The following is a 12,179-nucleotide window of genomic DNA, read 5'->3' on the forward strand; positions in this document are numbered from 1 at the left end:
GCTCCCGCCAAGAAGGCTCCGGCCAAGACCGCAGCCAAGAAGACGGTTGCCACCAAGGCTCCCGCCAAGAAGGCTCCGGCCAAGACCGCAGCCAAGAAGACGGTTGCCACCAAGGCTCCCGCCAAGAAGGCTCCGGCCAAGACCGCAGCCAAGGCTCCGGCCAAGAAGGCTCCGGCCAAGAAGGCTCCCGCCAAGACCGCAGCCAAGAAGGCTCCGGCCAAGAAGGCTCCGGCCAAGCGCGCAAAGTAGTCGCGTTCGGGTGAAAAACCCGATGCCGTAAGACAAAGAGGTGCAGCCGCGGATCAGATCCGCGGCTGCACCTCTTTTTGCTGCCTGGGAGAAGTGTGAATTCTCCTGTGTTTCAGTGCTTTGCAAAACTACCGACTCGAGCTGGGTGTCGGTTGGTCCAAATCCCTCAGGAGTTGGCGACTTTGGGGAGCGGGCTGTCGAGGTGATCGGCGGCAACCAGACGGCCGTCGAGGAACGAGAGCACCCAAGTGCTCGCTTTACGGTTGCGTGCGGAGGGCAGTGTTACACCGGCCGTATCTGCCCACCAGCGCATCAAATCGGGGATGACGCCTCCTTGGCTGCAGATCACGGGAGTGCCCTCCAACGCGGCGATCTGCAGGGCACGTGCCCTGGCGGCCTCGGGATCGGCCTCGTAACCTTCTTCGGTCAGAAGAGGTTCCGTCGAAACTTCGACACCTAATGCCTCCGCCAATGGCATTACGGTGTCGACGCAGCGCGTACGGTCAGCCGCGAAAACCGAATCGGCTCCGAAGATTTTCAGCTGTTCGACCAAGGCGGCGGATTGCTCTTTGCCCTTGGCGTCGAGTGGACGCACATTGTCGTCGCCCTTGTACCGCTTACGGCTTCCAGCTTTTGCGTGGCGGACGAGCAATACCGTTTTCGTGTCCGGCCGAATGGAAACGAAGCGGCGAAGAATCATCCGATCCATCGGGTAGGAAAGGTGATCGGCGACCTCGGCGACCGGAAGCCAATAGAGAACATCTACTTCGTTGTTCGGCCCGAAATCTCCGTCTACTGCTTCGGCCGACCAGTATTCGACCCGTTTGAGTTTGCGATGTCCCGGGATCGGGTACGTCACGCCACCGAGGTGCCTTCCGAAACGTCCGGTGATCGAGGTCTCTTCGCGGACCTCGCGAACTGCCGCGGTCAAGAAGGTCTCGCCGGGATCGAGCTTTCCTTTGGGGAATGACCAGTCGTCGTACTTCGGTCGATGTACGACGGCGATCTCGATGGCGGAAGGATCCTGGGGAGCCTTCCGCCACAGAACCGCGCCTGCGGCAAAGATGTTGGCTTTGACCGGCTTGTCGCTCATTGTGTGATCCGAGCCCGTCAAGACCCGCTGGCGGTGCGGCTGCGCATCAAGGACTGTTGATGCTCACGTACGTCCTCGCCGCGTTCGGGGGCAGCGACCCAACTCCCGTCCGGATGCAGTACCCAGCAGCGAGTTCGGGGATCGAGCGCGGAGTCGAAGATGTCACCGAGCTGCTTCGACAGTTTCGGGTCCTTGACCTGCACCATGACCTCGACGCGGCGATCGAGGTTGCGGTGCATCATGTCTGCGCTGCCGATCCAGAACTCGTCGGCCGAGCGGAAATGGAACATTCGCGAGTGTTCCAGGAAGCGTCCGAGAATGGAACGTACTTCGATGTTTTCGCTGAGGCCGGGAACACCCGGCTTGAGCGCGCAGATTCCGCGGACCACGATCTCGACGGGGATACCGGCCTTGGACGCGCGGTACAACGCGTCGATGACCTGCTCGTCGACCAATGCGTTGGCTTTCAAGCGGATACCGGCCTCGCGGCCTGCGAGCTTGTGCGCGATCTCGTTGTCGATCCGCTCGATGATCCCGCGTCGAACCCCGTACGGCGCAACGAGAAGGTTGCGGTAACTCGTCTTTCGGGAGTATCCGGTCAGCGAGTTGAAGAGGTCGGTGAGGTCCGCACCGATCTCCGGTGCTGCGGTGAGCAATCCGACGTCCTCGTACATACGCGCGGTCTTCGGGTTGTAGTTGCCGGTGCCGATGTGGCAGTAACGACGAATGGTCGAGCCCTCTCGCCTGACGACGAGGCAAGTCTTGCAGTGAGTCTTGAGACCGACCAAACCGTAGACGACGTGAACGCCGGCCTGCTCGAGTTTGCGTGCCCACTTGATGTTGGCCTGCTCGTCGAAGCGCGCCTTGATCTCCACCAGCGCGACAACCTGCTTGCCGGCTTCGGCGGCGTCGATCAGTGCGTTGACGATGGGGGAGTCGCCGGAAGTGCGGTACAGGGTCTGCTTGATCGCGAGTACCTGCGGGTCGGCGGCGGCCTGTTCGATGAAGCGTTGAACGCTTGTGGAAAACGAGTCGTAAGGATGGTGGACGAGCACGTCGCCTTCGCGCAGGGTCGAGAAGACGCTCTTCGGAGTCTCGCGCTCACCGAACGCCGGATGCGTCGCCGGGACGAACGGCGCGTCCTTGAGAGCCGGGCGGTCGACGGCGTAAACCTGCCAGAGGCAGGACAAGTCGAGCAGACCGGAAACCTCGATCACGTCGGCCGGATCGACGTCGAGTTCACGCAGAAGCAGTTCGAGCATGTGCTCGGTCATGTCGTCGGCAACTTCGAGTCGAACGGGTGAACCGAAACGGCGACGCGCCAATTCACGTTCGAGTGCCTGCAGCAGATCCTCGTCCCGATCCTCTTCGACCTCGAAATCGGCGTTGCGTGTGATTCGGAAAGCGTGATGTTCGACGATTTCCATTCCGGGGAACAGCACGTCCAGATGAGCCGAAATCAGTTCTTCCATCGGGAGGAACGAATCGATGGTGGACGAAGACGTCGTGCTCTTGACTCGCACGAACCGGCCGACGTTGTCGGGAACCTTGACGCGAGCGAAGTGTTCGCCGCGGGTGACGGAGTCCTTCACCGTCACGGCGAGGTTGAGGCTCAGTCCGCTGATGTAGGGGAACGGGTGAGCGTGATCGACTGCCAACGGCGTCAGTACCGGGAAGACCTGCTCGTGGAAATGTGCCGAGAGTCGGCCGTGGTCATCGGCGCTGAGATCGGCCCACCGAACGATCGAAATGCCCTCTGCCGCCAGGGCAGGGCGGACCGAGTCGAGAAACACGTGTGCGTGCTTGTCGGCGAGTTCCTGGGTGCGACGCGCGATGAGCGCCAATTGTTCGCGTGGGGAGAGGCCGTCGGCGGACCTGACCGACAGTCCGGTCTCGTCGCGGCGCTTGAGTCCGGCGACCCGGACCATGAAAAATTCGTCGAGATTGGAAGCGAAGATGGCGAGGAACTTTGCGCGTTCGAGCAACGGCAGTGACTCGTCGGCGGCCAATGCGAGAACACGGGCATTGAAATCGAGCCAGCTGAGTTCGCGGTTGAGGTAACGATCCTCGGGGAGCCCGACGAGCAATTCGGGTAGCTCTGCCTTGGTAGCTGCAGGGGGCGCGCCCGGGATGTTGGTGGCGACCGCGACGGCCTGAGATCGCGGCGAGGTGGCCGCGCCGTTCTCGTGCCGGCCGGAGCTGTGGTCTCCGTCCGACTGGTCTTCGGAAATACGGTTTTCGAGTGCTTCGCCATTGCTCACTCGTCGATCATCCCCCACAATCGCGCGGTCCGACAATCGATGAAAGAAAATTCATCGGCTGTTCGACGGCGTGGCCTTGAGTCTGGTCAACGAAGCCGATGTCGCGGGGCCTACTCCCAGTGCTCGCACAGTGCTGAGATCGGCATGGGTGTCGACGTCGGTGCGCAGTCCCGGCCATTGGCCGTTGAGTGGACGAGCGCCTGAATTGGTATGTCCAAGTGCAGATTCCGGTCCGAATCGAGGGTCGAGCGCACTCTCTCCACACGCAAACAATGCGGAGGTGCCGGTGCCGTGATGATCGACGACGACGGAACGTCCGCCGCTTCGGGCGGCGGTCACGGCCTCCGTCAGTTCGCTTGGTTGCATGGCGGGCAAGTCGGCTTGCAGCACAACGAGGTCGACCACTCCGCGCTTGGCTCGGATATCGGCGGCCGCTGCACTCAGCGCCGCATTGAGGGTTTCTTCCGTGCGCGGTGTTGCGCCGTTCGTTCGGGCGCCGTCGGGAGCTGGATCGGCGTAGACCGTCACGCCGACGGAATATGCAAGTGCGGCAACGGTGGGGTCTGGGGTGACCACTGTAACGCTGTCGATGGCCGAGACGGCTGCGACTGTGGCGAGGGTGTCGTGAAGCATGGCCAACACCAGGTCTGCACGCGCATCCGAGTCGAGTTCGCCCGCGAGGCGGGACTTGGCCGATCTCAAGGACTTGACGGCCACTATCGCATGCATGGGGCGTTCGATCTCCGTGCGCGCATGCGGTGTCTCCACGACGTGTGGGTACGGGGGTTCCGCGCTGTCCATCCCTCGATCTTGCCAGTCATCACGCTCGGTGTCCGCGGCTGCCCACCGCAGTGCACCACAGGCGATACTCTGTGCAGACGATTTTTCTGGCGGCGACCCGCTTCGCCGGGTAGACGGGGTGAGCGTGTGAGTAAGGCAGCTGTATTGGGCGCAGGTTCGTGGGGAACGGCGTTGGCGAAGGTGATGGCCGAGGCCGGAACCGACGTGACGATGTGGGCCAGGCGTGAAGAGGTCGCGAAGCGCATCGACACCACACACGAGAACAGCGACTATCTGCCAGGCATTGCTTTGCCTTCGTCGATCCGCGCGACCCACCACCACGAGGAGGCGATGGCAGGCGCTGACTTCATCGTGCTGGCGGTTCCCTCGCAGTCGCTACGGGGAAACCTGGAGCAGTGGAAGGGCTCGATCGGACCCGATGCGACTCTGCTGAGTCTGGCCAAGGGAATCGAGACCGGGACGCTCATGCGCATGAGCCAGGTCATCGTGTCGGTGACCGGTGTGGAACCGGGGCGCGTCGCGGTGCTCTCGGGCCCGAATCTTGCACACGAGATCGCCAGCGGGCAGCCCGCGGCGACGGTGATCGCCTGCTCGGACTCCTCGCGTGCCCTCGCTCTCCAGGATGCTTGCGCTACCGGCTATTTCAGGCCGTACACCAATTCCGACGTCATCGGTTGTGAGATCGGCGGTGCGTGCAAGAACGTGATCGCACTGGCCTGTGGCATGGCCGCCGGTAGTGGGTTCGGCGACAACACGGTTGCCAGCATCATCACCCGCGGGCTCGCCGAAACAATCCGGCTCGGTGTTGCGCTCGGAGCCAAGGCGTCGACTCTCGCAGGCTTGGCGGGTGTCGGTGACCTGGTAGCGACCTGCACGTCCGAGTTGTCGCGAAACAGGACGTTCGGAGAGCGGCTCGGACGGGGCGGGTCGATGGAGTCGGCGCAGAAGGCAACCAACGGTCAGGTCGCCGAGGGCGTGAAGTCGTGCACGTCGGTACGCGCACTCGCTGCCGGATACGACGTGGAGATGCCGTTGACCGACGCGGTCCATCGGGTGTGCCACGAAGGCATGGCCGTCAGCGATGCGATCGGTCAGTTGCTCGGACGCCGGACGAAGCCGGAATGAGTGAAATTGGTATGAGTCATCGCGGGGACTACGGGGATTCGACGCGCAGCGTGAGCGCCGTCGCGCGCGAACACGCCGCGGGTCAGCCCATGCAGCTTGGGCCGATATTCGCTGCGCCGTACCAACTTTCGCCCGAGGAAGGCTCCGAGTCCGATACCTACGCTCGTGCATCGAACCCGGGTTGGCGCGGACTCGAATCAGCGCTCGCGGCGCTCGAAGGAGCGGACTACGCCCTCGTCATGGGATCGGGAATGTCCGCGATCACCGCGACCTTGCGCAGCGTGCTCGTCACCGGAGATACGGTCGTCGTGCCCTCGGACGGGTACTACCAGGTGCGGTTGTACGCGAACGAGCGCCTCGCGTCGTTGGGGATCACGGTTCGCGAAGTTTCGACTCTGCAGATGGGCGACGCGAGCTTCGCGGATCTGCTCGCCGCGTCGCCGGGCCGCGTGGTCGTCGTCGCCGAGACGCCGTCCAACCCGGTGCTGGACGTGGTCGACCTTCGCGTGCTCGCCGACGTGTGCCACCGATCGGGCGCGCTGCTGATCGTCGACAACACGACTGCGACACCGCTGGGGCAGCGCCCGCTCGAATTGGGTGCCGACATCGTCGTGGCCAGCGGTACCAAGGCCCTCAGCGGGCACAGTGACCTCCTGATGGGTTACGTCGCCACCTCCGATGCGGCTGTGAGTCAGCGAATCGAGCGTGAGCGACTACTTTCGGGAACAGTGCTCGGCCCCTTCGAGACGTGGCTTGCGCACCGCAGTCTCGGCACGGCAGGCCTGCGATTCGGACGTCAGTGCGACAACGCGCTGGCCCTGGCCGAGATGTTGGCGGGACACAAAGCGGTCCGGTCCGTTCGTTACCCGGGCCTTCGCGGTGACCCGTCCTTCGCAACGGCATCCGGTCAGATGAATCGATTCGGCGGACTGGTGAGCGTCGAACTGGATTCGGCTCAGGCATTCCACTCGTTCGTCGAAGCGAGCGCTCTCGTCACGGCCGCCACCAGCTTCGGCGGGATCCACACGACGGCGGATCGCCGTGCGCGCTGGGGCGATCCGGTCAGTGCGGGTTTTGTCCGAATCGCTTGTGGCATCGAGGACACCGCCGATCTTCTGGTCGACATCGAGCGTGCGCTCGACGCCTGAGCGGACCACGTCGATGATTTCGGGTCCGGCCCGATCGCGTGCCGAAGTCGATTCGGCGGTACGGTTTGACGCGTGAACAGCAGCCGTACCCGCGTGGCCGTGATCTTCGGTGGCCGGAGCAATGAGCATTCAGTGTCCTGTGTTTCCGCCGGAAGCGTCCTGAGCAACCTCGACCCCGATCGGTACGACGTCGTACCGATCGGCATCACCGTCGACGGTTCCTGGGTGCTCGGTTCGAGCGACCCCAACTCCCTCGCGATCAGCGGGCGCGCACTGCCGTCGGTCGACAAGGACGGAACGTCGGTGGTCCTCAGCGCGGACCCCACCCGCGAGGGCGAAGTCATCTCCTTCGACGGGTCGGACGCCGGTGCTGTGCTCGCGTCGGTCGACGTCGTGTTCCCCGTTCTGCATGGGGCTTACGGCGAAGACGGCACCATTCAGGGTCTGCTCGAACTTGCCGGGGTTCCGTACGTCGGACCCGGAGTCCTGGCCAGCGCCGCCGGCATGGACAAAGAGTTCACGAAGAAGCTTCTTGCTGCTGAAGGACTTCCCGTCGGAGTGCAGGTCGTGCTTCGACCGGGAACCGCAACGCTCACCGAAGAGCAGAAGGCTGAGTTGGGCCTTCCGGTTTTCGTGAAGCCCGCTCGTGGAGGCTCGTCCATCGGCATCACTCGGGTGAGCAATTGGGACGGTCTGGACGGGGCGATTGCTCATGCACGCCTGCACGATCCCAAGGTGATCGTCGAAGGCGCGATTATCGGCCGCGAGGTGGAATGCGGCGTCCTCGAATTCCCGAACGGCGACGTCGAGGCGAGTGTGGTCGCCGAGATCCGGATGCCGGATTCCGACGCCGATTCGGACGCGTTCTACGACTTCGACACCAAGTACCTCGACGACGTCTGTGAATTCGACATCCCTGCGAAACTCGACGAGTCGGTGAGCGACCAGATCAGGGAGCTTGCAGTCCGCGCGTTCAAGGCCCTCGATTGCCAAGGACTCTCGCGAGTCGACTTCTTCGTCACGGCCGACGGTCCGGTGATCAACGAGATCAACACGATGCCCGGGTTCACCTCCATCTCGATGTACCCGAAGATGTGGAACGCCACCGGAATCGATTACCGCACTTTGATTTCGACACTGGTCGACACCGCCATCGCTCGAGGCACCGGCCTTCGCTGATCAGGGAACCGCGACCGGTGCCGGGTCGAGAGGCTTCTGTTCGAGAGTCGCCGTGATGGTGTCGGAGATCTCCTGAATCGGCGTCGGGCCGGTCCCGTCGGGGATCGTGATACCGATGTACTCGCCGCGGTCTACGGCAAACCACGTGCTCGCCGCCAGACCGATGTCGGTTCCCGAGACCTGGAACCACTGCACGCCGTTGACGACCTGTAGCGCTGCCGCCTGATCGAACTCGGACGGACGGTCTAGTCCGCAGCGCAGCACGATCGGCTCACCTTCGCTGCGCTGCCAAGCGGCGGCTCCGACCGGAGCAGGCTCCACCAACTCGGCTTTCGTGAAGTCGTCGATCTTGTCGGGAAGCGCATCGAGAAGGGAAACGCAGGCCTCCGACTCTGCAGCCGGTGCCGGCACGGGACCGAGCGCCACGGGCGAGAGTTCGGGGTTGTTTCCCGCGACGACGGCTGCGATCACCACTCCGACGATCAGGGCCACCGGGAGCGCGATGGCGGTCGCGATCAGTGCCGGACTGCGGCGCTCGGACGGATCGTCGTCGCCGTCGGGGTCGATGTCGGTGTTGTCTGCGGTGGAAGTGTTTTCTGCCATGCTCAGTTCTTCGCTCGGGTCCTGGTCCAGTCGATCGGCGGTCTTGTCACTTCTGAGGACACGGCGGTGAATCGGTAGGATTGCCGACACACGCGTGAGCTTGCAGAAGCATTCACGACCACAGCTAGAAGGTACCGCAGGCCGCTTACGAGCGAATTGCGTCGGCATTGGAGACACTCATCGCATCATCGGAGTTCGCTGCATCATCGGAGTTCGCTGCATCATCGGGGCTCGCTGCATCATCGGAGTTCGGGTCAGAGCACACCGTCGAACAGGTGGGGGAGTTCGACGTGATCGCGCGCTCTCTCGTCGGCCGAATCCAACCGGTCACCACTGAATTGGGGCCGGGGGACGATGCCGCGATCGTGACCTCCGGTGACGGTCGCGTCGTCGTCTCGTCCGACATGCTGGTCGAGGGTCGACATTTCCGAATGGACTGGTCTTCGCCGCGGGACATCGGCCGCAAGGCGGTGGCCCAGAACGCTGCCGACGTGGTGTCGATGGGAGCGAGGCCGACGGCATTCACCGTGTCTCTGGGGTGCCCACCGTCGACTCCCGTCGACGTGGTCGACGGGATCTCGGCCGGGATCTGGGACGCGGCAACCGATCTGGGAGCCGGTGTAGTCGGCGGAGACCTCGTCCAATCACCGGTGATCGTCGTGTCGGTGACCGTCCTCGGCGATCTGGGCGGCCGTCCGGCAGTGCTGCGGTCGGGAGCGAAGGTCGGTGACAGAATCGCGGTCGCCGGGTTGTTCGGTTGCTCGGCAGCGGGTTTGGCCCTACTTCTCGACGAAGCGGAAGGTTTTCCGGATTTGCTTGCTTCTCATCGGATTCCGAATCCGCCCTATGAATCGGCTTGGGCGGCGGCAGGATCAGCACATTCGATGACCGACGTATCCGACGGATTGATCGCGGATCTCCGACATCTTGCAGAGGCATCGGACGTGCGGTTCGACATCTTCTCGGCGACGGTTCCGACCTCACCCGACGTCGCGTCGGCGTCCGAGGTCCTCGACGTCGATCCGCTGGACTGGATCCTCTCCGGTGGTGAAGATCACGGATTTGCAGCAACTTTCGGGCCGGAAGTCGAGATTCCTTCGGGGTGGACTGTGATCGGTGAGGTCGTCGGCGGGTCCGGTGTGACGGTCGACGGTTCCCTCCGCGAGAGCGGCGGAGGTTGGCACAGCTTTTCGACCACCGGCACCACCGCGGTATAGGTTGCTTTCATGGCTGTATATGCACTTGGAGACAGAGTTCCGGACATCCATCCGGACGCGTACGTCCACCCGGACGCGGTGGTGATCGGCGCCGTGACTCTCGCGGCGGGAACCTCTATCTGGCCGCAAGCGGTATTGCGTGGTGACTACGGAACCATTTCGGTGGGAATCGGATCCAACATCCAGGACGGAACTGTCATCCACTGCACCGCCATCGATGCAACCGTCATCGGCTCCGGTTGCGTCGTTGGCCACAACGCGCACATCGAGGGGTCGACCATCGAGGACCACTGCCTGATCGCATCGGGGTCAGTTGTTCTCAACGGTACGGTGATCGGGACGGGGTCGATCGTCGCCGCTGGTGCGGTGGTGGCCAACAAGATGCAGGTTCCGCCGCGCAGCATGGCACTCGGTGTGCCGGCCAAGGTCCGTGCGGGATACGAGGTTCCGCTCGGTCACCTCGACGGGAACGTCAAGATGTACGCAGCCAATGCGGCGTACTACCGCGACGCGTTGCGCAGGCTCGACTGATGGCGCCGCTTGCAGAGATCGTCGATCCAGGGTGGGCGCGGGCACTCGAACCGGTCTCGGAGCAGATCTCCGCGATGGGTAAGTTCTTGCGCGACGAGATCGCTGCGGGACGGGAGTATCTGCCTGCGGGAGAGAAAGTCTTGCGTGCATTCACGAACCCGTTCGACGACGTTCGGGTGCTGATCGTCGGTCAAGACCCCTATCCGACGCCCGGTCATGCTGTCGGGTTGAGCTTTTCGGTTGCCCCGGACGTGCGGCCGGTTCCGCGAAGCCTCGGCAACATCTACAAGGAGTATCACCAGGATCTCGGGTTGCCGATACCGCCGAACGGCGATCTGACGCCGTGGTCGAAACAAGGTGTGCTGCTTCTCAATCGCGTTCTCACCGTGCAGCCTGGGCAAGCCGCTTCTCATCGCAAGAAGGGCTGGGAACCGGTCACCGAGCAGGCTATCCGCGCTCTGGTCGCGCGGTCGTCGCCGATGGTGGCGATCTTGTGGGGTCGGGACGCGGCCACCCTCGCGCCGATGCTCGGCGACACACCGATCATCGAATCCGCGCACCCGTCACCGCTTTCGGCCTCGCGCGGTTTCTTCGGTTCGCGCCCGTTCAGTCGTGCGAACGAACTCTTGACCGGACTGGGAGCCGATCCGGTCGACTGGAATCTGGGCTGATCGAACTGCGTCTGCACTCACCTGGCATGCCGAACGTCGTGGCGCGACGTTCGGCATGCCGCTGACTTACGCCTGCTTTGCGGAAGTGAAATCGGGGCGACGCTTTTCGACGAATGCGTCGACACCTTCGCGGCCGATCGGGCTGTTCGCCGCGAGGGCGATGGACGCAGCTTCGGCGTCGAGTTGCTCGGCAAGCGAGTTCGTCCGTGACGAACGCAGCAGCGCTTTGATTCCCGAGTACGACGTGCTCGGCCCGTTGGCCAAGGCGCGGGCGAGGCGAGCCGCCTCTTCCTGAACCTCGTCGTCGCCGACGAGTCGCGTGAGAATCCCCAGGCGGACGGCTTCGTCGCCACCGATCACCGAATCGTTGAGAAGAATCTCGCGAGCGCGTGCCGCACCGACGATGCGGGGGAGCGTCCACGACATCCCGCCGTCCGGGGTGAAACCGATGGAGGGGTAGGCAGGGCGAAGCTTGGTGCCGGTTCCGCCGATCGCGACGTCCGCGAGGCAGACCAGGCTCATTCCGGCGCCGGCTGCCCATCCGTGGACTCCGGCGACCACCGGAGCGGTCGCGGCGTCGAGCGCGCGTACGAACACGTGGAAGACGCGGGCAACTTCGGCCACGTACTCGCCGCGGTCGGGGGCTGCTGCGAATGCACGGACGTTGCCGCCGGCACAGAAGTTTGCGCCCTCGCCGACCAGAAGGATGCTCCCGATGTCGTTTCCGACTGTCTCGAGCGCCTGCGCGCCCTGAACCAGTCCTTCGTCGTCGAGTGAGGTGCCGTTGGCGGCGGTGGAAATGGTGATGCGGAGTACGCCCTCGTCGAGGGTCACTTTGCTCAGGTCATCGATAGAAGTCACTCAACGCACATTACGGGTGCCTGACAGCCAAACGAAACACGGGGACACATAGATACAGCTCTGCCCCCGTCACCGAAGTGACGGGGGCAGAGCCTGCAATAGTTTGTGCTCGGGCAATCAGCCCCGAGCGACCTTGCCTGCCTTCAGGCAGGAGGTGCACACGTTGACCTTACGGGTGTTACCCGGGGCAACCTCGGTACGAACAGACTGAATGTTCGGGTTCCAGCGACGATTGGTACGCCGGTGCGAGTGCGAGACCGACTTACCGAAGCCGGGCCCCTTGGCGCATACGTCGCAGACGGCAGCCATAGTCGCGAACTCCTTGTTAGAAATGAATATTGAAGTGGTTACCCTACACGGTAGGGCAGCCAGAATTACAATCCGAATATACTCGACTTCGAACCGATCCTTGACCGCTCACTGTGCAGTCGAACGTGAAA

At 63.4% G+C, this 12,179-nt stretch carries 13 protein-coding genes; 7 read left to right on the forward strand and 6 right to left on the reverse strand.

The window, feature by feature from the left end; translation table 11 throughout:
- Positions 1 to 249, forward strand: a 249-nt coding sequence (locus ABWI03_RS15955; protein WP_353804455.1) for a hypothetical protein, incomplete at its 5' end; no start/stop codon positions are given.
- 166 nt (positions 250 to 415) lie between these two features.
- Here the strand turns inward: ABWI03_RS15955 and ABWI03_RS15960 are convergent.
- From ABWI03_RS15960 to cofC, 3 genes are read right to left on the reverse strand one after another with little or no spacing between them, the layout of a single operon-like run.
- Entirely contained in the window at positions 416 to 1,342 is a 927-nt protein-coding gene (locus tag ABWI03_RS15960; RefSeq protein WP_095969214.1) for an NUDIX hydrolase, read from the reverse strand.
- A gap of 17 nt (positions 1,343 to 1,359) precedes the next feature.
- A complete protein-coding gene (locus ABWI03_RS15965) occupies positions 1,360 to 3,603 on the reverse strand; it encodes an RNA degradosome polyphosphate kinase (protein WP_095969215.1) in 2,244 nt (747 codons plus the stop codon).
- A 51-nt stretch (positions 3,604 to 3,654) separates the two neighbouring features.
- On the reverse strand, positions 3,655 to 4,404 hold the full coding sequence (gene cofC, locus ABWI03_RS15970) for a 2-phospho-L-lactate guanylyltransferase (protein ID WP_353798997.1): 750 nt from the start codon (positions 4,402 to 4,404) through the stop codon (positions 3,655 to 3,657).
- A gap of 126 nt (positions 4,405 to 4,530) precedes the next feature.
- Here cofC and ABWI03_RS15975 point away from each other — a divergent pair, with 126 nt between their 5' ends.
- From ABWI03_RS15975 to ABWI03_RS15985, 3 genes are all read left to right on the forward strand, one after another.
- Positions 4,531 to 5,529 carry an NAD(P)H-dependent glycerol-3-phosphate dehydrogenase gene (locus ABWI03_RS15975; protein ID WP_019747941.1) on the forward strand — a complete coding sequence of 333 codons (999 nt, stop codon included), beginning with the start codon at positions 4,531 to 4,533 and terminating at the stop codon, positions 5,527 to 5,529.
- Entirely contained in the window at positions 5,526 to 6,677 is a 1,152-nt protein-coding gene (locus ABWI03_RS15980; RefSeq protein ID WP_298780354.1) for a cystathionine gamma-lyase, read from the forward strand. The genes ABWI03_RS15975 and ABWI03_RS15980 overlap by 4 nt, the downstream gene beginning before the upstream one ends.
- A gap of 72 nt (positions 6,678 to 6,749) precedes the next feature.
- Entirely contained in the window at positions 6,750 to 7,856 is a 1,107-nt protein-coding gene (locus ABWI03_RS15985) for a D-alanine--D-alanine ligase family protein (protein WP_298780351.1), read from the forward strand.
- On the opposite strand, the gene ABWI03_RS15990 is transcribed toward ABWI03_RS15985, so the two are convergent.
- A complete protein-coding gene (locus tag ABWI03_RS15990; RefSeq protein WP_095969219.1) occupies positions 7,857 to 8,549 on the reverse strand; it encodes a DUF3515 domain-containing protein in 693 nt (230 codons plus the stop codon).
- Between the two features lie 77 nt (positions 8,550 to 8,626).
- Between ABWI03_RS15990 and ABWI03_RS15995 the strand changes: the two genes are divergently transcribed.
- Genes ABWI03_RS15995 through ABWI03_RS16005 form a run of 3 tightly spaced genes read left to right on the forward strand, consistent with a single transcriptional unit; the run spans position 8,627 to position 10,878 of the window.
- Positions 8,627 to 9,676 carry a thiamine-phosphate kinase gene (locus tag ABWI03_RS15995; RefSeq protein ID WP_298780347.1) on the forward strand — a complete coding sequence of 350 codons (1,050 nt, stop codon included), beginning with the start codon at positions 8,627 to 8,629 and terminating at the stop codon, positions 9,674 to 9,676.
- Positions 9,677 to 9,685: 9 nt separating this feature from the next.
- Positions 9,686 to 10,207, forward strand: coding sequence for a gamma carbonic anhydrase family protein (locus tag ABWI03_RS16000; protein ID WP_007729328.1), 522 nt, complete (start codon positions 9,686 to 9,688; stop codon positions 10,205 to 10,207).
- The gene (locus ABWI03_RS16005) at positions 10,207 to 10,878 is read left to right on the forward strand and encodes a uracil-DNA glycosylase (RefSeq protein ID WP_283377063.1); all 672 of its coding nucleotides are present in this window, start codon (positions 10,207 to 10,209) and stop codon (positions 10,876 to 10,878) included. The genes ABWI03_RS16000 and ABWI03_RS16005 overlap by 1 nt, the downstream gene beginning before the upstream one ends.
- 66 nt (positions 10,879 to 10,944) lie before the next feature.
- On the opposite strand, the gene ABWI03_RS16010 is transcribed toward ABWI03_RS16005, so the two are convergent.
- Both ABWI03_RS16010 and rpmB read right to left on the reverse strand, forming a co-directional pair.
- Entirely contained in the window at positions 10,945 to 11,739 is a 795-nt protein-coding gene (locus ABWI03_RS16010) for an enoyl-CoA hydratase-related protein (RefSeq protein ID WP_124566322.1), read from the reverse strand.
- A gap of 117 nt (positions 11,740 to 11,856) precedes the next feature.
- Positions 11,857 to 12,048 carry a 50S ribosomal protein L28 gene (rpmB, locus tag ABWI03_RS16015; protein WP_003942669.1) on the reverse strand — a complete coding sequence of 64 codons (192 nt, stop codon included), beginning with the start codon at positions 12,046 to 12,048 and terminating at the stop codon, positions 11,857 to 11,859.
- Positions 12,049 to 12,179 lie beyond the last annotated feature (131 nt).

Origin of the sequence: Rhodococcus baikonurensis (genome assembly GCF_040489275.1) — a bacterium.
In the GTDB taxonomy this organism is placed as follows: domain Bacteria; phylum Actinomycetota; class Actinomycetes; order Mycobacteriales; family Mycobacteriaceae; genus Rhodococcus_F; species Rhodococcus_F baikonurensis.